Annotated in this window: 19 protein-coding genes; 12 read left to right on the forward strand and 7 right to left on the reverse strand. The window is 61.6% G+C overall.

Features of this window, described 5'->3' with window-relative positions; translation table 11 throughout:
• Positions 1-314 precede the first annotated feature (314 nt).
• A complete protein-coding gene (locus KJY40_RS27865; RefSeq protein ID WP_230733894.1) occupies positions 315-2,492 on the forward strand; it encodes a malate synthase G in 2,178 nt (725 codons plus the stop codon).
• A gap of 70 nt (positions 2,493-2,562) precedes the next feature.
• On the opposite strand, the gene KJY40_RS27870 is transcribed toward KJY40_RS27865, so the two are convergent.
• On the reverse strand, positions 2,563-3,009 hold the full coding sequence (locus tag KJY40_RS27870; RefSeq protein ID WP_085609066.1) for a response regulator: 447 nt from the start codon (positions 3,007-3,009) through the stop codon (positions 2,563-2,565).
• A 254-nt stretch (positions 3,010-3,263) separates the two neighbouring features.
• Between KJY40_RS27870 and KJY40_RS27875 the strand changes: the two genes are divergently transcribed.
• From KJY40_RS27875 to KJY40_RS27910, 8 genes are all read left to right on the forward strand, one after another.
• Positions 3,264-5,204: a putative nucleotidyltransferase substrate binding domain-containing protein gene (locus tag KJY40_RS27875; protein ID WP_230733895.1), complete on the forward strand. Its 1,941-nt coding sequence runs from the start codon at positions 3,264-3,266 to the stop codon at positions 5,202-5,204.
• Positions 5,201-5,908: a 3'-5' exonuclease gene (locus tag KJY40_RS27880; protein ID WP_230733896.1), complete on the forward strand. Its 708-nt coding sequence runs from the start codon at positions 5,201-5,203 to the stop codon at positions 5,906-5,908. Before KJY40_RS27875 ends, KJY40_RS27880 begins: the two co-directional genes overlap by 4 nt.
• Positions 5,909-6,018: 110 nt before the next feature.
• Complete coding sequence (locus KJY40_RS27885) at positions 6,019-6,537, forward strand: RNA polymerase sigma factor (RefSeq protein WP_039768032.1); 519 nt, start codon at positions 6,019-6,021, stop codon at positions 6,535-6,537.
• Positions 6,534-7,505, forward strand: a complete 972-nt coding sequence (locus KJY40_RS27890; protein WP_230733898.1) for a FecR domain-containing protein — start codon at positions 6,534-6,536, stop codon at positions 7,503-7,505. The genes KJY40_RS27885 and KJY40_RS27890 overlap by 4 nt, the downstream gene beginning before the upstream one ends.
• Positions 7,506-7,706: 201 nt before the next feature.
• Entirely contained in the window at positions 7,707-10,133 is a 2,427-nt protein-coding gene (locus tag KJY40_RS27895) for a TonB-dependent siderophore receptor (RefSeq protein WP_230733900.1), read from the forward strand.
• Positions 10,134-10,207: 74 nt separating this feature from the next.
• Positions 10,208-11,338 carry a PepSY-associated TM helix domain-containing protein gene (locus KJY40_RS27900; RefSeq protein ID WP_230733902.1) on the forward strand — a complete coding sequence of 377 codons (1,131 nt, stop codon included), beginning with the start codon at positions 10,208-10,210 and terminating at the stop codon, positions 11,336-11,338.
• Complete coding sequence (locus tag KJY40_RS27905; protein ID WP_163976658.1) at positions 11,335-11,514, forward strand: hypothetical protein; 180 nt, start codon at positions 11,335-11,337, stop codon at positions 11,512-11,514. The genes KJY40_RS27900 and KJY40_RS27905 overlap by 4 nt, the downstream gene beginning before the upstream one ends.
• A 65-nt stretch (positions 11,515-11,579) precedes the next feature.
• Complete coding sequence (locus tag KJY40_RS27910) at positions 11,580-12,209, forward strand: glutathione S-transferase (protein WP_179693464.1); 630 nt, start codon at positions 11,580-11,582, stop codon at positions 12,207-12,209.
• A gap of 87 nt (positions 12,210-12,296) precedes the next feature.
• Here the strand turns inward: KJY40_RS27910 and creD are convergent, their stop codons facing one another.
• The 4 genes from creD to rloA2 form a co-directional block, all read right to left on the reverse strand.
• Positions 12,297-13,667: a cell envelope integrity protein CreD gene (gene creD, locus KJY40_RS27915; RefSeq protein ID WP_230733904.1), complete on the reverse strand. Its 1,371-nt coding sequence runs from the start codon at positions 13,665-13,667 to the stop codon at positions 12,297-12,299.
• An 82-nt stretch (positions 13,668-13,749) separates the two neighbouring features.
• A complete protein-coding gene (creC, locus tag KJY40_RS27920) occupies positions 13,750-15,165 on the reverse strand; it encodes a two-component system sensor histidine kinase CreC (RefSeq protein WP_230733905.1) in 1,416 nt (471 codons plus the stop codon).
• Complete coding sequence (gene creB, locus KJY40_RS27925) at positions 15,165-15,845, reverse strand: two-component system response regulator CreB (protein WP_230733907.1); 681 nt, start codon at positions 15,843-15,845, stop codon at positions 15,165-15,167. Before creB ends, creC begins: the two co-directional genes overlap by 1 nt.
• Positions 15,846-16,077: 232 nt before the next feature.
• Positions 16,078-16,581, reverse strand: a complete 504-nt coding sequence (gene rloA2, locus KJY40_RS27930) for a retropepsin-like aspartic peptidase RloA2 (RefSeq protein WP_064599935.1) — start codon at positions 16,579-16,581, stop codon at positions 16,078-16,080.
• A 307-nt stretch (positions 16,582-16,888) separates the two neighbouring features.
• Between rloA2 and KJY40_RS27935 the strand changes: the two genes are divergently transcribed.
• Positions 16,889-17,776, forward strand: a complete 888-nt coding sequence (locus KJY40_RS27935; RefSeq protein WP_230733910.1) for an acyltransferase — start codon at positions 16,889-16,891, stop codon at positions 17,774-17,776.
• 1 nt (position 17,777) lies between these two features.
• Here the strand turns inward: KJY40_RS27935 and KJY40_RS27940 are convergent, their stop codons facing one another.
• Entirely contained in the window at positions 17,778-18,335 is a 558-nt protein-coding gene (locus KJY40_RS27940; protein ID WP_230733912.1) for a DUF2780 domain-containing protein, read from the reverse strand.
• Positions 18,336-18,657: 322 nt separating this feature from the next.
• On the opposite strand from KJY40_RS27940, the gene KJY40_RS27945 reads away from it, so the two are divergent.
• Positions 18,658-18,882 carry a hypothetical protein gene (locus KJY40_RS27945; RefSeq protein WP_230733914.1) on the forward strand — a complete coding sequence of 75 codons (225 nt, stop codon included), beginning with the start codon at positions 18,658-18,660 and terminating at the stop codon, positions 18,880-18,882.
• Between the two features lie 36 nt (positions 18,883-18,918).
• On the forward strand, positions 18,919-19,134 hold the full coding sequence (locus tag KJY40_RS27950) for a cold-shock protein (RefSeq protein ID WP_230733916.1): 216 nt from the start codon (positions 18,919-18,921) through the stop codon (positions 19,132-19,134).
• A gap of 78 nt (positions 19,135-19,212) precedes the next feature.
• Here the strand turns inward: KJY40_RS27950 and fdhA are convergent, their stop codons facing one another.
• Positions 19,213-20,412, reverse strand: coding sequence for a formaldehyde dehydrogenase, glutathione-independent (gene fdhA, locus KJY40_RS27955; protein ID WP_011336270.1), 1,200 nt, complete (start codon positions 20,410-20,412; stop codon positions 19,213-19,215).
• Positions 20,413-20,466 lie beyond the last annotated feature (54 nt).

A 20,466-nucleotide genomic window follows, 5' to 3' on the forward strand; every position in this document is an offset into this window, starting at 1 on the left:
CATCCCGTTCCGCGCCGTGACCGCAATGCGTCATGGGGTCGCAGAACGACGTAATTAGTCTGATTTTCACAACCGCAACTCATCATGTAGTATGCCGCAGCGCGCACTACATAACGCTGGATCGATGTCTGCCCAAGGCACGTTCGCAACCCTGAAAGCCCCGTCAGCAAGGCCCCCAAGCCGTTGATTGGTCCCAGCCCAGCCGCCAGCGATGGCATGTACTGGTCAAGGGGTTTGTGGTTTAAATGGCCAGAGGCTTCATTGTTAAATTGAAGAGCTGAAAAGCGAAATAGCTGAGCAGAGTGAGGCAAGCAATGACTGAACACGTTCAAGTCGGTGGCCTGCAGGTCGCCAAAGTCCTGTTCGACTTCGTGAACAACGAAGCCATTCCCGGTACCGGCCTCACCGCCGACAAATTCTGGGAAGGTGCCGACAAGGTCATTCACGACCTGGCGCCGAAGAACAAAGCCCTACTCGCCAAACGCGATGACTTCCAGGCTCGTATCGATGGCTGGCACCAGAGCCGTGCCGGTCAGCCACACGACGCCGTGGCCTATAAAGCCTTCCTGCAAGAGATCGGTTATCTGCTGCCAGAAGCGGCTGATTTCCAGGCAACGACGCAAAACGTCGATGACGAAATCGCCCGTACCGCCGGCCCGCAACTCGTGGTTCCGGTGATGAACGCCCGTTTCGCCCTCAACGCCTCGAACGCCCGCTGGGGTTCGCTGTACGACGCCCTGTATGGCACCGACGCCATCAGCGAAGCCGGCGGCGCGGAAAAAGGCAAAGGCTACAACAAGGTGCGTGGCGACAAAGTCATCGCCTTCGCCCGTGCGTTCCTCGACGAAGCCGCGCCACTGGCAACCGGCTCCCACGTCGATTCCACCGGCTACAAGATCGCTGGCGGCAAACTTGTCGTCACCCTCAAGGGCGGCAGCACCAGCAGCCTGCGCAACGAAGCTCAGCTGATCGGTTTCCAGGGCGACGCCAATGCGCCGATCGCGATCCTGCTGAAAAACAACGGCCTGCATTTCGAAATCCAGATCGACGCCAGCACCCCGGTCGGCCAGACCGATGCCGCCGGCGTCAAAGACATCCTGATGGAAGCGGCGCTGACCACCATCATGGACTGCGAAGACTCCGTGGCGGCCGTCGATGCCGACGACAAGGTTGTGATCTACCGCAACTGGCTCGGCCTGATGAAGGGCGACCTCGCGGAATCCGTTTCCAAGGGCGGCCAGACCTTCACCCGCACCATGAACCCGGATCGCACCTACACCAAGGTCGACGGCAGCGAACTGACCCTGCACGGCCGCTCGCTGTTGTTCGTGCGTAACGTCGGTCACCTGATGACCATCGACGCGATCCTCGACAAGCACGGCAACGAAGTGCCGGAAGGCATCCTCGACGGTCTGGTGACTTGCCTCGCGGCGATGCACAACCTGAGCGGCAACACTTCGCGCAAGAACACCCGCACCGGGTCCGTCTACATCGTCAAACCGAAGATGCACGGCCCGGAAGAAGCGGCGTTCACCAACGAGCTGTTCGGTCGCATCGAAGACGTGCTGGGCCTCAAGCGCAATACCCTGAAAGTCGGGATCATGGACGAGGAGCGCCGTACCACGGTCAACCTCAAGGCCTGCATCCAGGCTGCCAGCGAGCGCGTGGTGTTCATCAACACCGGCTTCCTCGACCGCACCGGCGACGAGATCCACACCTCCATGGAAGCCGGCCCGATGGTGCGCAAGGCGGACATGAAGGCCGAGAAGTGGATCGGCGCCTACGAGAACTGGAACGTCGATATCGGTCTGAGCACCGGCCTGCAAGGCCGTGCGCAAATCGGTAAAGGCATGTGGGCGATGCCCGACCTGATGGCAGCGATGCTCGAACAGAAAATCGCTCACCCGCTGGCCGGCGCCAACACTGCCTGGGTTCCGTCGCCGACCGCCGCTGCGCTGCACGCGCTGCACTACCACAAGGTCGACGTGTTCGCCCGTCAGGCCGAGCTGGCCAAACGTGCCCGCGCTTCGGTCGATGACATCCTGACCATCCCGCTGGCGGTCAACCCGAACTGGACCCCGGAGCAGATCAAGAACGAACTGGACAACAACGCCCAGGGTATTCTCGGTTACGTGGTGCGCTGGATCGACCAGGGCGTGGGTTGCTCGAAAGTGCCGGACATCAACGACGTCGGCCTGATGGAAGACCGTGCGACGCTGCGTATCTCCAGCCAGCACATCGCCAACTGGCTGCGCCACGGCGTGGTCACCGAAGCGCAAGTGATGGAAAGCCTCAAGCGCATGGCGCCGGTGGTGGACCGTCAGAACGCCAACGACCCGCTGTACCGTCCGCTGGCCCCGAACTTCGACAGCAACATCGCCTTCCAGGCGGCGGTCGAACTGGTGATCGAGGGCACCAAACAGCCGAACGGCTACACCGAGCCGGTCCTGCACCGTCGTCGTCGCGAGTTCAAGGCTGCCAACGGCCTGTAACCTGCGCTGATGCCGGACATGAAAAAGCCCTGATCTTTCGATCAGGGCTTTTTTGTTTGCGCCGGATTGGCTAGGGCTCGATGCCCAGCTCATGTCTGACGAGACCGAGCAACTTGGCGGTATCAATCGGCTTGAGCAAAAAGTCCACCACGCTCAAGTGCATCGCCGCAATCGCATCCTTCACGTCGGCATCGCCCGAGACGATGATGATCGGCATCGCCGCCCGTACCGACTCGCGCACCTGCCGGATCAAGTCCAGCCCACCGACATTGCCCATCCGCAGATCGGTGATCACCAAGCCGATTGACGGTTTTTCCTCGAGCATCTTCAGGGCGGACTCACCGCTGGCCGCGGTCAGGCAGCGAATACCATCCAGTGCCAGGATCTCCGACAACAACTCGCGGGCATCCTTGTCGTCGTCGACGATCAGTACCCGCTGCGGCGGCAGGTCGGGTTCCAGCATGACGGCGCTGAGCGCTTCGCGCTCGGCGTCGCTCAAAATATCGTGGTCGGACATGGCGTTCTCTACGTTTTCAAAATCGATCCCCTGGCACAGTGGTCAGACATCGCTGGGCAGAGCTTAAATGTGCACTTCGTCGGATTTTTTTCCAAGGGGCGAACAGAAGAATTTCCGACTGATTTTGTAGGGCATATCCGAAAACTCCCCAACGGCATGCCCAACCTAGACTTACGTCCAATGGGCACCCCGCGCGATGGGGTCGACCATGGCTGCAACGATCCGACAACAACAATTCGAAAAAGACTGCGGTAATGGTTATGAGTAAAGCGGACGCCTTCACCCAGGCAGGGAAAACCGCGGTGTTGCAGAACATTCAGGGCACTTTGCAATTCCTTCAGCGCTTCCCCCCTTTCAATCAAATGGAATACGCCCACCTGGCCTATCTGGTGGAGCAATGCCAGCTGCGCTTCTACGGTCAGGGCGAAAGCATCATCAAACCCGCCGACGGGCCGGTCGAACACTTCTACATCGTCAAGCAGGGCCGGGTGGTCGGCGAGCGTCCGCACACGGCCAAGGGCGGCACCGAAACCACGTTTGAAATCACCACCGGCGAGTGTTTTCCCCTCGCCGCGCTGCTCGGCGAACGGGCGACCCGCACCGAGCATCTGGCCGGTGAAGACACCTTCTGCCTGCAACTGAACAAACTGGCGTTCATCAAGCTGTTCGCCCTCTCCAACACCTTCCGCGATTTCGCCCTGCGCGGGGTCAGCAGCCTGCTCGATCAAGTCAACCAGCAAGTCCAGCAGAAAGCCGTGGAAACCCTCGGCACCCAATATTCGCTGAACACCCGCCTCGGCGAATTGGCCATGCGCCATCCGGTGACCTGCAGCCCATCCACCCCACTGCGTGAAGCGGTGAAGCTGATGCACGAACAACAGGTCGGCAGCATCGTCGCGGTGGACGAGCAAAAGGCGCCGCTGGGGATTTTCACCCTGCGCGATCTGCGGCATGTCGTGGCTGAAGGGGTTGGCGATTTCAGCGAGCCGATCGAACGCCACATGACGCACTCGCCCTTCTATCTGTCGCCGGATCACAGCGCCTTCGACGCGGCGATTGCCATGACCGAACGGCACATCGCCCACGTGTGCCTGGTCAAGGATCGACGCCTGTGCGGCGTGGTTTCCGAACGGGATCTGTTCTCGCTGCAACGGGTCGACCTGGTACACCTGGCGCGCACCATTCGCAGCGCGCAGCGGGTCGAACAACTGGTGACCCTGCGCGGCGAGATCGGCCAACTGGTGGAGCGCATGCTCGCCCACGGCGCCTCGTCGACCCAGATCACCCACATCATCACCCTGCTCAACGATCACACCGTGTGCCGGGTAATCGAACTGACCCTCGCCGAAAAAGGCGACCCCGGCGTGCCGTTCAGCTGGTTGTGCTTCGGCAGCGAGGGGCGGCGCGAGCAGACGCTGCACACCGATCAGGACAACGGCATTCTGTTCGACGCGCGGGATGCGGCCCATGCGGCGGAGATTCGCGGCAAGCTGCTGCCCATCGCCCAGCAGATCAATAACAGCCTGGCGCAATGCGGCTTCACCCTGTGCAAGGGCAACGTCATGGCCGGCAACCCGCAGCTGTGCCTGTCCCGCGCCGAATGGGCCCGACGTTTTGCCGCGTTCATTCGCGAGGCGACGCCGGAGAACCTGTTGGGCTCAAGCATCTATTTCGACCTGCGCGTGGTCTGGGGTGATGAACAGGGCTGCGAGCAACTGCGCCGGGGGATTCTTGATCAGGTCGGCGACAATCGCCTGTTCCAGCGAATGATGGCCGAGAACGCCTTGCGCAACCGTCCACCAGTAGGACGTTTCCGTGAGTTCGTGTTGACCCGCAAGAACGGAGAAAAAGCCACGCTGGATCTGAAGATCCAGGGCTTGACCCCGTTTGTCGACGGTGCCCGCCTGCTCGCGCTGGCCCATGGCATCGATGCCAACAACACCCTCGAACGCTTCCGCCAGCTTGTGGATAAAGAAGTCATCGACCGGCTGGATGGCGCCGCGTACGAAGAGGCCTATCACTTCATCCAGCAGACGCGCATGCAACAGCATCAACTGCAGACCCGGGAAAACCTGCCGTACTCGAACCGGGTCGATCCCGACAGCCTCAATCATCTGGACCGGCGCATCCTGCGTGAATCCCTGCGCCAGGCCCAGCGTCTGCAAAGCAGCCTGACCCTGCGGTATCAACTATGAGCCTGTTTTCGTGGCTGCGTCCGACCAGCCCCGTTGTGCCGGACGACCTGCAACAACGCCTGACGAAACTGCCGGCCATCGGCGAACTGCGTGAATGCAGCCTGCGCGAGCAGCGTTGGGTGGTGCTGGATCTGGAAACCACCGGGCTGAACCTGAACAAGGATCGGGTGCTGTCGGTCGGCGCGGTGGTGATCGAGGACGGTGCGATCGACTTCAGTCAGCAGTTCGAACGCACCCTGCAATGCCGCGAGCTGAAACTCGGACCGAGCGTGTTGATTCACGGTCTGGCCCCGAGCGCGATTGCCGCCGGCAGCGAGCCCACGGAAGCGCTGGTCGATCTGCTGGAATTTATCGGCGACAGCCCGGTGCTGGCGTTTCACGCTTCGTTCGACCAGCACATGCTCGGCCGTGCATTGAAGGAACATCTGGGGCACAAGTTGCAGACGGTGTTCCTCGATGTGGCGCAGATCGCCCCGTTGGTTTGCCCGCAGGCGCACATTCGCGAGGCCGGGCTGGACGAGTGGATCGACTGGTTCAAGCTCGAAGTGTTCGAGCGTCACCATGCGAGTGCCGATGCCCTGGCCACGGCGGAACTGGCGCTGATCCTGTTCAGCCGGGCACGCCAGCAGCAAATTCATAGTCCACTGAATCTGCAGCAACGCCTGAGTCAGTTGAAACGCCGCCAGCAGACGCATTCGTTCTGAATCCGGGTTGTCGCCCGACAACCCGACCGGTGGCCAATTGCTAACCATTCCCACCTCTGCCACAATCGCGAACAATTCTCGTTAGTTAACACTTCCCAGTCGGTGTCGTCGTGTCTTCAGCCCAAAGCCCTCACAGTGAGCTCGTCGGTGCGTTGTATCGCGACCACCGCGGCTGGCTGCTGGCCTGGCTGCGCCGCAACGTGGCTTGCCCGCAACGCGCCGAAGACCTGAGCCAGGACACCTTCGTCCGCCTGCTCGGCCGCGACGAACTGCTGACGCCCCGCGAACCCCGGGCGTTTCTGGTAGCCATCGCCAAAGGCTTGTTGTTCGACTACTTCCGCCGGGCGGCACTGGAACAGGCGTATCTGACCGAACTGATGCTGATCCCCGAGGGCGAACAGCCCTCGGTCGAAGAACAGCAACTGATCCTCGAAGACCTCAAGGCCATCGACCGCATGCTCGGCAAGCTGTCGACCAAGGCTCGCGCCGCTTTCCTCTATAACCGCCTCGACGGCCTGACCCACGCCGAGATCGCCGACAAACTCGGCGTGTCTGTCCCGCGCGTGCGCCAGTACCTGGCCCAGGGCATCCGCCAGTGCTACATCGCACTGTACGGTGAGCCGACATGAGCCCGGCCAGTTCCCGACCGGTCCCGGCCCATGTGTTGGATGCGGCGATTGCCTGGCAATTGACCCTCGATTCCAGCACGCCGCTGGAGCGCGAAGAGTTCGCCAAATGGCACGCGGCCAACGAAGAACACGCTCGCGCCTGGCGTCAGCTGGGCATGCTCGACCAGCGTTTCAGCGTGGCCAACGGCCCGGCACGCAGCGCGTTGCTGCAATCGCGCGAAGGCATCCGCCGCCGGGTGCGCAAGCTGGGCAGCGGGCTGGCCAGTGTCGTGGCGGTGGTCGGTCTGGCGCTGTTTGCCGGCGAACGTTATCTGCCGCTGGATTACTGGCTCGCCGATCAACGCACCGCCACCGGCGAACAGCGCACCGTGCGCCTGGCCGACGGCACCGTCCTCAACCTGAATACCCATAGCGCCGTGGATGTCCGCTTCGATGAAAAGCAGCGGCTGATCGTGTTGCAGGAAGGCGAAATCCTCGTCGAAACCGGTCACGGCGATGCGCGGCCGTTCATCGTCGAAACCGCCGAGGGCAGCATGCGCGCCCTGGGCACGCGGTTCCTGGTCAAACGCGAAGACGCCGGCACGCGCCTGAGCGTGTTGCAGTCGGCGGTGGCGGCGCATCCGCAATCCGATCCGCAGGAACAGATCCTGCGTGAAGGCCAGCAAGTGCTGATCCGCAATAACGGTCTGGATTCGGTGGTAGCGCTCACCCCCGGCGCCGATGCCTGGACCCGCGGCATGCTGGTGGTGGACAACGCACGCCTGGAAGACCTGGTGCACGAACTCGGTCGTTATCGCCGAGGCCATCTGGGCATTGCGCCGGAAGTCGCCGACCTGCGCATCACCGGCAGCTTCCCGCTGCACGACACCGACAAGGCGCTGAACGCCCTGCTGCCGACCCTGCCGGTGCAGATCGAGCAGCACACGCCATGGTGGGTAACCGTGGCCAAGGCTGATCCGAAGCCCTGACATTCAGCGCTGCCTGAGCAATCGCTGTCGCGAGCAGGTCGCGACAGAAACACCCATCACACCCCATGAAAACGGACTTTCTGCTGACTTGCGCAGCAATGTCGTTCGTTAATCGAAATTATTTTCATCCAGCCCTATCACTTTTCGAATCTCGTCCGGCACACAGGCAATTGAGAAATATTTCCATTCAGGAGCCGCCGTATGTCCCGTTCGCTAGACACCTTGTTGCGCCCCAGTTTGCTGGCGGTCGCCATTGCCCTCTGCACCCCGCTGGCCAGCAGCCAACTGATCGCCGCTGAACAGGCGTCGAGCGTACGCGCCTACAATCTGCCGGCGGCTCCGTTGTCGACCACCCTGAACCAGATCGCCAGCCAGGGCGGCCTCACGCTGTCGCTGAACCCGTCGCTGGCGGCGGGCAAGACCTCGGCGCCGGTCAACGGCCAATATGACGCGGCCGGCGCCCTGCGCGCGGCCCTGCGCGGCACCGGTCTGCAACTGGAACAAAGCAGCGCGGGCACCTACACCCTGGTCGCCGTGCCGGAAGGCGTGATGGCCCTGCCGGAAACTTCGGTGATCGGCGTGGAAAACTATGAAAGCGCCTGGGGCCCGGTCGAAGGCTACACCGCCACCCGCACCGCCGCCGGCACCAAGACCGACACCGCGCTGGTCGAGGCGCCGCGTTCGATTTCGGTCGCCACTCGCCAGCAAATGGAAGACCGTGGCGTGCACAGCCTCGATGACGCCGTGCGCTACATGCCGGGCATCACCGCCAGCAGCTACGGCAGCGACACCCGCGCCGACTGGCTGCGCGTGCGCGGTTTCGAACCGACCCAGTTCCTCGACGGCCTGCCCCTGCCAAAAGGCGTGTACGCCAACCCGAAACAGGAAACCTGGAACCTCGACCGCCTCGCCCTGCTGCGCGGCCCGGCCTCGTCCGTCTACGGCCAGACCCCGCCGGGCGGCCTGCTGGACATGGTCAGCCGTCGCCCGAGCGATGTGCAGAGCAGCGAAATCCAGCTGCAATACGGCAGCGACAACCACCGTCAGATCAACTTCGCCAGCACCGGCAAGATCGACGACGCCGGCCAGCTTCTTTATGGCCTCAGCGGTGTGGTACGTGACAGCGGCACCCAGATCGATCACGTCGACAACAAGCGCTACAACATCGCACCGAGCCTGACCTGGAACATCGACGACGACACCAAGTTCACCCTGCTGACCCAGTTCACCCGCGACGATACCGGCATCACCAGCCAGTTCCTGCCGGTACAGGGCACCAAGATCGACATGCCGTTCGGCAAGGTTTCCCACCACAAGAATCTGGGCGATCCGGACTGGGAATACTACGACCGCACCTACTACGCGCTGGGCTATGCCTTCGAACATCGCCTGAACGATGTGTGGCAGTTCAAGCAGAACCTGCGTTACACCAAGTCGGATCTGTCGTTCCAGGGCATCACAGTCGGCTCGTATCCGTTCACCGAAGTGGATAACGACGGCAACGTTGGCCGTACCACCACCATCGTCGATGAAGACATCAGCCAGTTCGCCGTGGACAACAACTTCCAGGCCGACTTCGCCACCGGTGATATCCGCCACACTCTGCTGCTGGGTCTGGATCACCAGCGCAGCAACACCAACTACACCTCGATCTTCGGCAGCGCGCCTGAGATCAACGTGAACAACCCGATCCATGGTCAGACGATCGTGCGTCCAGCACGCTCCACCGCGTTCTACGACTACAACCAGAAAACCTACCAGACCGGCCTCTACATCCAGGACCAGATGGCCCTGGACCAATGGCGCCTGACCCTCGGTGGCCGTGAAGACTGGGTTCACACCGGCACGAAGTTCATCAACAAGGCCGATGCAACCAACACTGAGCGCGACAAGGCCTTCAGCGGCAACGCAGCGATCAGCTACGTGTTCGACTCCGGTTTCGTGCCGTACCTGTCGTACGCCGAATCGTTCCAGCCGACCAGCGGCGCCGACGCCTCTTCGACCGAATCGCTCAAACCGACCGAAGGCAAGCAGTGGGAACTGGGCATCAAGTACCAGCCACCGGGCAGCAAGACCCTGCTGACAGCGGCGGTGTATGACCTGACCCAGAAAAACGTTTCGGTCAGCTCGTTCGTCAACGGCGTATCGATTACCAGCCAGACCGGCGAAGTGAAGGTCAAAGGCCTGGAGCTGGAAGCCGTCTCCGACGTCACCGACAACCTGAAGGTCATCGCGGCTTACACCCTCGCCAAGTCCGAAGTGCAGAACGGCGCCGACAAGGGCAATCGCCTGCAACTGATGCCGAACCAGCAAGCGTCGCTGTGGGCCGATTACACCTGGCACAGCGGCGTGCTCGACGGCTTCGGCATCGGTGCCGGCGCGCGCTACACCGGCAACACCTACGGTGACAAAGCCAACACCTGGCTGGGCAAGGCGGACGCCTACACCGTGTTCGACGCCGCCGTGCATTACGACCTAGGCCGTCTGGACAACAGCCTCAAAGGCGCGTCGCTGGCGCTCAACGCCACCAACCTGCTGGACAAGGACTACATTTCCACCTGCGACAGCTTCTACTGCTACTACGGCGACCAGCGCAGTGTCGTCGCCAGCGCCACCTACAAGTGGTAAGCGTCTGAGCTGAAACAGACCCTGCAACCAGGCCGTCCTTCGTGGACGGCTTTGGTGTTTTTGAAGGTCATGAAATGAAAAGTAAAACAATTCGCCGCTGGTCCTTCGTCCACACCTGGACCAGCCTGATCTGCACCGTGTTTTTGCTACTGCTGGCCCTGACCGGCCTGCCGCTGATTTTCCATCACGAAATCGACCACCTGCTGGGCGACGCGCCCGAGTTGCGGGTGATGCCGGCGGACACACCACATCTGAACCTGGCGCAACTGGTCGAAGCGGCGGAGAAGCATCGGCCCGGTGAAGTCGTGCAGTACTTCGGCTTCGAAGACGACGAACCGAATGCCGTGCTGACGATCATGGCCAGGACCGCCGGCACCGAGCCCAATTCCTCGCACACCTTCATGCTTGATGCACGCACCGGCGAAGCGCTGGAGATGCCATCGGCCAACGGTGGGTTGATGCTGTTCATCCTGCGTCTGCACGTCGACATGTTCGCCGACCTGCCGGGCAAGTTGCTGCTGGCGTTCATGGGTTTGCTGTTCGTGGTCGCGATCGTGTCCGGCACGGTGTTGTACCTGCCGTTCATGCGCCGCTTGAAGTTCGGCACGGTGCGTCAGGACAAGTCCACCCGCCTGCGCTGGCTCGACCTGCATAACCTGATCGGCGTGGTCACCCTGACCTGGGCACTGGTGGTTGGCGTGACCGGCGTCATCAGCGCCTGCGCGGATCTGCTGATCGCCGCGTGGCGGGCCGAAGCCCTGACCACCCTGATCGCGCCCTACCGCGATGCCCCGCCGCTGACGCAGCTGGCCCCGGCCACCCGGGTGCTGGACATCGCCGCAACCGTCACACCGGGGATGAAACCGGACTTCATCGCCTTCCCCGGCACCCGCTTCTCCAGCGAACACCATTACTCGGTGTTCATGAAGGGCGGCACCCACCTGACCTCGCACCTGCTGACCCCGGTGCTGATCGACGCCAGCACCCTGCAGGTCACGGCGGTGGCAGAACGGCCGTGGTACATGGACGCCATGGGCATGTCGCAGCCGTTGCACTTCGGTGACTACGGCGGCATGCCGATGAAAATCCTCTGGGCCACGCTGGACGTGCTGACCATCATCGTCCTCGCCAGCGGTGTGTACTTGTGGGTGGTACGGCGCAAGGCCGCGAAACCGGTGCTGGAACCGGCGGAGGCCTCTGCATGAAGCCGCGTCAGTCGAATTTCTGGAAGGTCTTCAGCACACCGCTGGTGATCGCGCTGCTGAGTGCCGCGGGCCTGTTCGCGGCGCTGCTGGGCGACGGGATCTGGGATGGTTTGAGCTGGGTGGGTCTGGGCATTCCGGCTGCCCTTGCCCTGCGCGGATTGCTGCAACGCCGCTGAACGGCTTGAGCCTGACGGGCAACGCGCTATGCTGCCCGTCATTGCCCTTGACCGAGACTCTGCCGATGTCCGCTCCCAGCATGACCCTGTTCCACAACACCCTGTCCCCGTTCGTGCGCAAAGTCATGGTGCTGCTGCACGAGACCGGCCAGCAGGATCGCGTCGCGCTGCAGGACTGCGTGCTCAGCCCTGTCAGCCCGGACGCCGCCCTCAACGCAGACAACCCGCTGGGCAAGATCCCGGCCCTGCGCCTGGCCGACGGCAATGTCATCCATGACAGCCGGGTGATCCTCGACTACCTCGACCATCAGCACGTCGGCAATCCGCTGATCCCTCGCGACGGCTCGGCCCGCTGGCGGCGCCTGACCCTGGCCTCGATGGCCGACGGGATCATGGACGCCTCGGTCATGGTGCGTTACGAGCAAGTGCTGCGCGCCCCGGAAAAGCACTGGGACGAATGGCTCGAGGCCCAGCGCGAGAAAATCCGCCGCGCCCTTGCCCTGCTGGAGCGCGACGCGATTGCCGAACTGACCTGCCACTTCGACGTCGCTTCGATCAGCGTGGCCTGTGCGCTGGGTTACCTGGATCTGCGCTTTCCGGATCTGGGCTGGCGTGAAGCCAACCCGCAACTGGCCAACTGGTTCTTTGAAGTGAGCCAGCGGCCGTCGATGATCGCGACGATGCCGAAGGCCTGACGCACCGGGCGGGGGGCAACGAGGCAAAGATCAGCGTCATCAACACCTCGGCCTCCCGCTGTTCCTCACGCAACCCTACGAACCGGCTCATTGCACCGCTCCGAGATCGAACTCCAGCGGTTTGGCCGGTTTCTGCCCGATCCCGTACCAGTCCAGATTGCGGGTCAGCACCATGAACACACCGAGCAGACCGAACAGCAGCAGCGAGCCCATCAACAACGCGTAATCCTCGGCGCTCAACAAGCCGTAGAGCAAGCCGTACAACGCCGCCAGCCCCGCCGAAAAACTCAAGCCATGCCGCACGCTGCGCAGCACGTGGCAGACATAGAACCCGATCAACAGCACACAACCGCTGGCCGACAACAGATATGCCAGGGCAAAACCGATGTGCTCCGACAACGACAGCAGCAACAGATAGAAGAACGCCAGCGCCACACCTACCAGCGCGTACTGCACCGGGTGCACCGCGAGGCTTTTCAGCACTTCGAACAGGAAGAAACCGGCGAACGTCAGGACGATGAACAGCAGCGCATATTTGATCGCCCGGTCGCTCTTCAGATACTGATCCACCGGATCGATGAAGCTCACACCGAAACTGCGCCCGTTGAACGCCTCGCAATCATTGCCCGACACGCAGCGGCTCATCGCCTCTTGCAAATTGGTGGAGAAAAACGAGGTCTGCCAGTCGGCGGTGAAACCCTGATCGTTGATCTCCCGTTTGGCCGGCAGGAAGTTGCCGATGAAGCTTGGGTGCGGCCAGTTGGCAGCGAGGTTCACGCGGCTGGTCTTGCCCACCGGCAGCACCTGCAACGAGCCGGTGCCTTGCAGGCGCAGGTCGAAGCCGAAGGCCAGCTCCGTGGTTTTGCTGGTGTCCAGCGCCGGCAGCGTCACTCGCACACCCTCGCCCAGCCAGCCGACCTGAGTGCCGGGCACGAAGTCCAGACGCTGCGCGCCCAGTTCCAGCTTCAAGGCGTTTTCGATCCCGCGAATGTCACTGATGCCGACTGCCAGGAACGGCGCATCGAAGGTGTAATCAACGAAGTCTTCCTTGATCCCCAACTGCGCCGGCAGCGAGAAATGCCCACTGATGCGGTTGTCGGCATGGAACAGCCGCGCCTCGTAAATGCCCCGGGCGCGCAGCTCGGTCTGCACCTGGCCGTCGAGCTCAAAACGCTCCGGGAGGAAATACAGACGACCGCGTTCTTCGCCGATTTCCTGGTAGCGCTCGTCACTCTTCTCTTTGGTTTTCCAGGTGCGCACCACCTTGCGATACGGCACAACCATCACCGGCCCGCTGAGCTGTTGGCTGTAGCTTGAGCTTCTGGCGATGTCTTCCAGCACACCGTCACGCAGTTGCTGGCGATCATCGATGATGCCGTCGATCATCAGCAACGGCACCAGCAATACCAGGATCAGCAGGGCAATGGCCCCGAGTTTTACCGTCAGACTTTTGTTCATGGGACTCTCCCTGTTTCGATGGGCAGAGTCTGCGAAGGGGATGTGGGGGTTTTGTGGGAGGAATGTGGAGTTTGTGTGGAGACTACAACTGCAGAACGACTTTCACCCCACCTTCGACGTTACCGATGCGCATCGAACCACCGTGCAACTTGACCACCTCTTCGACGAAGTTGAGCCCGAGACCGGTGCTTTTACGCCCGCTGTCGGGACGTGGCAGAGAGTAGAAACGCTCACTCAAGCGGGGCAAGGCATAGTCGGGAATCGGCGTGGTTTCATTGAACAGATGAAGCTCGACCCGCTCGCCGATTTCCTCGGCGCCGAAGCGCAGCAGGCCGTGCGACGGGGTGAAATCCAGTGCGTTCTCCAGCAGATTGCCCAGCGCCTGACGCAACAGAAACGGCTCGCCGATCAACGCCAGATCCGGCGCGATGGTTTGTTCGATCCGCAGTTGCCGGCCTTCGATGCGTGCCATCTGCGCCTGTAGCAGCTCATTCACCAGCGCCGCCAACGGAACTGCAACGCGCTCTTCAAGGCCCTGCCGCTGTTCGACCTGGGCAAGATTCAGCAGGCGCTCGATCAACTGCTGCATCCGGGCACTTTCACTGTCGATATTGCCGACGAAGCGCAACCGCTGATCCGGTTGCATCTCGCCCTGCAACAACTCGGCGGCACCGCGAATGGCCGCCAGCGGACTCTTCAGTTCGTGGGTCAGAGTGTGTACATAGCGCTCGACGTAGGCCTTGCCTTCGAGCTGGGTGCGCATCTGTTCCACGGCGGTCGCCAACTGCTCCAGCTCGCCGCCGCGATAGTGCGGCACCGCCACCCGACGGCCCTCGCTTACCGCCTGGGCGTAAACGGTCAAACGATGCAACGCGCGACTCAGCCACCACGACAGCACGGCGCCCAGCAACAGGCCGAGGCCGATCAAGCCGGCGCCATAACCAAGCAAACGCCGTTCGGTGCGATCGACATAGGGTTGCAGTGAACTGTTGGGCTTGGCCACGGTGACCACGCCGATGATCGCGCCGTTGTCGCGGATCGGTGCCCCGACATGCATCACCGAGGAGTTCGGGTCATTCGGGTCACTGCGGCTGGAGCGTGCGCCGTATTCACCGCGCAAGGTCAGGTAGACGTCGTTCCAGCGCGAGTAGTCCTGGCCGACCGCGACACCGCTGGAATCCAGCACCACAATGCCCTTGGCGTCGGTGACGTAGATGCGGTGGTTGACCTGGTTTTTCGCCAGGCCCCAGATCGTCGCCTTCGGCTGGCGTTCGCCATAGGCGCGGAGCAGTTCCGGCCAGCGATTCTGGTTGAGGGTGCCGGCCTTGAAATCGTCCCGCAAGATTTCCGCCATCAGGTTGGCGGTATCGACCAGGGTTTCTTCGGTGGATTGGCGCACACCGGGGCGGATTTCTTCCATCACGGTGTTGAGTACGAAATACCCGGTGAGGCCGATGAACAGCACGTACACCAGGAATATCCGCAGTCCCAGCGACATCAGCTGTGCCCCGGGCTGTAGCTGTAACCGAGGCCGCGATGAGTCTGGATCGGCTCGGCCTCGGCGCGCACCAGACGCAATTTGGCGCGCACGCTTTTGATATGGCTGTCGATGCTGCGCTCGTAACCGGCATCCGCCGCCACGCCCAGCGCATCGAGCAATTGCTCGCGGCTGAACACCCGCTCGGGTTGTTCGAGCAGGCATTGCAGCAGACGGAATTCGTGGCGTGTCAGGCTCAGCGGTTGGCCGCGATAGCTGATCTGTACGCGTTCGGGATCGATGCGAAACACTCCCGACCACGCGTCAGCTGGCGGACGTGGTGCCATGCGTTTGAGAATCGCCCGGACCCGGGCCGCCACTTCCCGTGGGCTGAACGGTTTGACCACGTAATCATCGGCACCGATTTCCAGGCCCACCACGCGATCGATTTCGGCATTGCGCGCGCTGAGGAACAGCACCGGCACCTCGCTGAAACGACGCAATTGCTTGCAGGTTTCAAAGCCACTGATGTCCGGCAGGCCAATGTCGAGGATGATCAGATCCGCCGGGGTCTGGCGCTGATGCTCCAGCGCCGCTGCCCCAAGGCTTAGCCAGGTCGTGGTGAAGCCCTCGCCCTGCAAGGCAAAAATCAGCGTGTCGGCAATCGCCGCTTCGTCTTCGACAATCAGGATATGAGGCATGGCGTCCGAGCCTGTGGGTTAAGTGCGCGAACGGTGCCCCAAGCCCGGCGTTACGTCAATGAGACCACCAGCGTCGCGTCTCACAAATGCGTTCCTTTTTTGACGAGTGGCTGTTGTCGTCAGGCAAGGCGCCGCGACGAGTCATAGCCCGCTATGGCGAGGAGCGGCAACGCAGCATGACGGCAACAGACACCGTCAAAAAGGAACAGCACTTGCGAGACACGACGCTCGATCAACAGTCCGGCTTGTCCGCCGTGAAGCGCCGTGCCGGGTTCACCGCCGCGCCGAACTCGCGCAGGGCCTTGGCACCGATCAGCAACGGGTAGTTGAAGTTGCTGCGGTCGGTCAGGTTGACCTCCACGGTACGCTTGACGTCGCCCAGGCACAGCTCCAGATCGACCACCGGGCGCTTGGCCACTTCGGTGCTTTCGCCCTCGTCTTCTTCATCCGAGCGACTCTTGATCTTGCTGATCCGCGCGACCTTGTGCTCGTACACCTTGTTGCTGGCGTCCTTGGTGGCGAGGCGGAAACGCACCCAGTCTTCGCCGTCGCGGGTGAAGGTCTCGATGTCCTTGGCGGACAGCGAAGCAGTCAGCGCGCCGGTGTCCATCTTGGCCTTGAGTACTTCACCGCCGATTTCCGGCAGCGCGATGTATTCGTATCGACCATACAGGGTCGGCTCGGCGGCGAGCACCGGCAGGGCGACAAGGGAAAGCAGTGCAAGGAGGGATTTCACGTAAGGGGCTTCCTTGGGAAATGGGGGCGTCAGACGCGAGATTTTAGACAGTCAGCGAACAATTGGTTCGCCCGTAAATCGCTTTCGCGGGCAAGCCCGCTCCCACAGGTACGGCGACGCTCACAGATTGTATGTACGACACCAACCCTGTGGGAGCGGGCTTGCCCGCGAAGAGGCCGGCACAGTCAATACAGAACAGGAAGCTCAGCATACCCAGCCACAGGTGAAACATTCGTCACCGGCGGATTTGGCCTGCCGGCCGAAGCCACTTATCATGGCGCGCCCATCCGTTTTCCAAGAGTTGCTTATGCGCCGCCTGCTCACCGGCTGTCTCGTCACCCTGCTGCTGTTGTCCAACACCCTCGTGCTGTTCGGCCCGCTGATGGTGTTCGCCCTGCTCAAGCTGATCCTGCCGGGGCGCTTTCGCGACTACGCCTCGTGGGCGGTGATGTGGATCGCCGAAACCTGGGCGGAAATCGACAAGTTGATCTTCCACCTGTGCATCCCCACCCAATGGGACATTCGCGGCGGCGAAGACCTGCGCAGTGACACCTCTTACCTGGTGATCAGCAACCATCAGTCCTGGGTCGATATCCCGGCGCTGATCCAGACCCTCAACCGGCGCACGCCGTTCTTCAAGTTCTTCCTCAAGAAAGAGCTGATCTGGGTGCCGTTCCTGGGCCTGGCCTGGTGGGCGCTGGATTACCCGTTCATGAAGCGCTACACCAAGGCGTTCCTGGCGAAGAACCCGGAACTGGCCGGCAAGGATCTGGAAATCACCAAAGCCGCCTGCGAGCTGTTCAAGCGTCAGCCGGTGACGGTGGTGAATTATCTGGAAGGCACGCGTTACACCGCAGCCAAAAGCACTCAGCAACAGTCACCGTTCAGCCACCTGCTCAAGCCCAAGGCGGGCGGCGTGGCGTTCGTACTGGCGGCGATGGGCGAACAGCTGGACGCGATTCTCGATGTGACCGTGGTTTATCCACAGCAGAAGATTCCGGGGTTCTGGGACCTGATCAGCGGCAACGTGCCGCGCGTGATCATCGACATCCAGACACGCGAGCTGGATCCGGCCCTGTGGCAGGGCGATTACGAAAACGATCCGGCGTTTCGCGAGAAGGTCCAGAACTGGGTCAACCAGCTCTGGACCCTCAAGGATCAGCGCATCGCCGAACTCAAGGGCGAGCGCCGCTGAGTCAACCGTTGGTGCCGGTGCCCCAGATGCTGCCCAGGCTTTGCAGCAACGAACCACCGACACCCTGCTGACCGAGGTATTGCAGGAGGATCGGGGCAAACTGGCCGATCATCCCGCTGTCCATGCCCAACGCACCGAAGGCGTTGTTCAGGTCATTGGTGTCCTTGACGTTGCCCAGCGCATTTTCCAGCCCGGCGGACTTGCCCGACGAGCCGAGCAGACCGCTCAATGCCGCCAGACTGCCAGCGCCACCCGACAACTGGTCGATACCCGGCACTTCCTTGGCCAGTTCGGAATAATCGGTGCTGCTCAATTGGTTCTTCGCCAGGCCCAACATGGCACTGGTGCCACCCACCGCCTGTTGTGGCGTCAGGTCCAGTGCGCTCAGCGCACTCAACAAGCCAGCGGTTTCCGAGGTCGGCGCGGCCGTCGCAGCCTTGTCACCGCCCTGCATGCCCGATACCACGCCGGCCACGTCATTCAAACTGAAACCGGCAAACACCGGCCCTGCCGCCAGGGTCAGGAGCGATGCCAGGGCAAAACCGCGTGAAATCTTCATTCAGACATCCTCTTTTGGCGTGAAGACCGCCCGGGTACAGGCGATCAAACTGCCGGTTTGACCGGGCAGGCGGCAGCATGTTCCGGCATGCACCCGGATATTCACATCCTGTTTGTGAAGGAAGCGTGACGCGCTTCCAGCCAAAGGACCGCTCCTTTATTTCTCACCTTCATAAAAAGACGGGCGTTGATACCGAAAGGATTTCTTTACCTGTCAGATATGACAGTTACCGAGTCATCGGAACTGGAATACGGTGGTGAGGCATCAATGATTCGGAAACAGCGAGAGGCAGGCGCCAGCCATTCGAATGGGAGATACGGCGATGGAAAAGCAATGCGTACAGCGCAATGAACAGCTTGACCCGGATACCTCTCTCATCTTCTGCATCAGTCCGGGCGATCCGATCATCAAACATATCAAAGAGGGGCAGAAGGTGACCTATGACCTTGTGCGTGGTGATAACGGCCAGTTTTATGCAGTCGATATCAGACTGGTTCAAGAAGAGGAAATACCCAACCCCATCCAAACTTCTGCTTTTTTACTGTGAAGTTTCAACCAATCAATAGAAACAGGAAGCACGAACATGGCAGGCGAAAGAGAGGCGGGTACAGTCAAATGGTTCAATGATGAAAAAGGATTTGGTTTCATTACCCCACAAAGTGGAGGCGATGACCTTTTTGTTCATTTCAAAGCCATTGAGTCAGATGGATTCAAAAGTTTGAAAGAAGGACAGAAAGTCACTTTTATCGCTGAAAGAGGGCAGAAAGGAATGCAGGCGGCACAGGTGCGCCCCGAATAAGGTCTTTGCCGCACCGAACCACTGCTTGTCCATCAAAAAAAACGGCGCTCAAAAGCGCCGTTTTTCATTTGGATCTGTTTACGCCGCACTGAACAACTTGTGCGGATCAATCACAAACTTCTTCGGCACGCCGGCATCGAACTCGCCGTAACCTTCCGGCGCCTGGTCGAGGCTGATGACCTGCACGCCCACCACTTCGGCGATGTTGATGCGGTCCCACATGATCGCCTGCATCAGCTGACGGTTGTACTTCATCACCGGAGTCTGGCCGGTGTGGAAGCTGTGGGATTTGGCCCAGCCGAGGCCGAAGCGGATGCTCAGGCTGCCCATTTTCGCGGCTGCGTCCACGGCACCCGGATCTTCGGTCACGTACAGACCCGGAATACCGATCTTGCCGGCTACGCGCACTACGCCCATCAGCGAGTTGAGCACGGTGGCCGGGGCTTCGGACTTGACGCCGTCGTGACCATGACCACGGGCTTCGAAGCCCACGCAGTCCACCGCGCAATCCACTTCAGGCTCGCCCAGCAGCGCGGCGATCTGTTCGTGCAGCGGGGTGTCTTTCGACAGGTCGACGATTTCAAAACCCTGAGCCTTGGCGTGGGCCAGGCGGATGGTGTTGACGTCGCCGACGATCACCACCGCAGCGCCGAGCAAACGGGCGGAGGCAGCAGCGGCCAGACCGACCGGGCCGGCGCCCGCGATGTAAACGGTGCTGCCCGGACCAACGCCAGCGGTGACGGCGCCGTGGTAACCGGTCGGCAGAATGTCGGAGAGGCAGGTCAGGTCACGGATTTTCTCCATGGCCTTGTCGCGGTCCGGCAGTTTCAGCAGGTTGAAGTCGGCGTACGGCACCAGCACGTACTCGGCCTGGCCGCCGGTCCAGTCGCCCATGTCGACGTAACCGTAGGCACCACCGGCGCGGGCCGGGTTGACGGTCAGGCAGACGCCGGTGTGTTGCTCCTTGCAGGAACGGCAGCGCCCGCAAGCCACGTTGAACGGAACGGACACCAGGTCGCCGATTTTCAGGCTTTCGACGTCGCTGCCCTTCTCGATCACTTCACCGGTGATCTCGTGACCCAGCACCAGACCGACCTGAGCGGTGGTACGGCCGCGAACCATGTGCTGGTCGGAGCCGCAAATGTTGGTTGAAACCACACGCAGGATGACACCGTGCTCGATCTTCCTGCCGCGCGGATCCTGCATTTTCGGATAGTCGATTTTCTGTACTTCGACCTTGCCAGCGCCGAGATACACCACACCACGATTGCCAGACATGCTTTCACCTCGCTGTTGTTTTTATGGAACCGCGCCGCCCAGGCAGGCAGCGCG

The organism is Pseudomonas fitomaticsae (genome assembly GCF_021018765.1).
Lineage (GTDB): Bacteria > Pseudomonadota > Gammaproteobacteria > Pseudomonadales > Pseudomonadaceae > Aquipseudomonas > Aquipseudomonas fitomaticsae.

Coding starts and splice junctions, on each gene's coding strand:
- KJY40_RS27950 (WP_230733916.1), top strand. CDS start 18,919: ATGGCAGGCGAAAGAGAGGCGGGTACAGTCAAATGGTTCAATGATGAA.
- KJY40_RS27870 (WP_085609066.1), bottom strand. CDS start 3,009: ATGTCCGACCACGATATTTTGAGCGACGCCGAGCGCGAAGCGCTCAGC.
- KJY40_RS27865 (WP_230733894.1), top strand. CDS start 315: ATGACTGAACACGTTCAAGTCGGTGGCCTGCAGGTCGCCAAAGTCCTG.
- KJY40_RS27945 (WP_230733914.1), top strand. CDS start 18,658: ATGGAAAAGCAATGCGTACAGCGCAATGAACAGCTTGACCCGGATACC.
- KJY40_RS27905 (WP_163976658.1), top strand. CDS start 11,335: ATGAAGCCGCGTCAGTCGAATTTCTGGAAGGTCTTCAGCACACCGCTG.
- KJY40_RS27895 (WP_230733900.1), top strand. CDS start 7,707: ATGTCCCGTTCGCTAGACACCTTGTTGCGCCCCAGTTTGCTGGCGGTC.
- creD (WP_230733904.1), bottom strand. CDS start 13,667: ATGAACAAAAGTCTGACGGTAAAACTCGGGGCCATTGCCCTGCTGATC.
- creB (WP_230733907.1), bottom strand. CDS start 15,845: ATGCCTCATATCCTGATTGTCGAAGACGAAGCGGCGATTGCCGACACG.
- KJY40_RS27890 (WP_230733898.1), top strand. CDS start 6,534: ATGAGCCCGGCCAGTTCCCGACCGGTCCCGGCCCATGTGTTGGATGCG.
- KJY40_RS27900 (WP_230733902.1), top strand. CDS start 10,208: ATGAAAAGTAAAACAATTCGCCGCTGGTCCTTCGTCCACACCTGGACC.
- fdhA (WP_011336270.1), bottom strand. CDS start 20,412: ATGTCTGGCAATCGTGGTGTGGTGTATCTCGGCGCTGGCAAGGTCGAA.
- KJY40_RS27935 (WP_230733910.1), top strand. CDS start 16,889: ATGCGCCGCCTGCTCACCGGCTGTCTCGTCACCCTGCTGCTGTTGTCC.
- KJY40_RS27880 (WP_230733896.1), top strand. CDS start 5,201: ATGAGCCTGTTTTCGTGGCTGCGTCCGACCAGCCCCGTTGTGCCGGAC.
- KJY40_RS27875 (WP_230733895.1), top strand. CDS start 3,264: ATGGTTATGAGTAAAGCGGACGCCTTCACCCAGGCAGGGAAAACCGCG.
- creC (WP_230733905.1), bottom strand. CDS start 15,165: ATGTCGCTGGGACTGCGGATATTCCTGGTGTACGTGCTGTTCATCGGC.
- KJY40_RS27940 (WP_230733912.1), bottom strand. CDS start 18,335: ATGAAGATTTCACGCGGTTTTGCCCTGGCATCGCTCCTGACCCTGGCG.
- KJY40_RS27910 (WP_179693464.1), top strand. CDS start 11,580: ATGTCCGCTCCCAGCATGACCCTGTTCCACAACACCCTGTCCCCGTTC.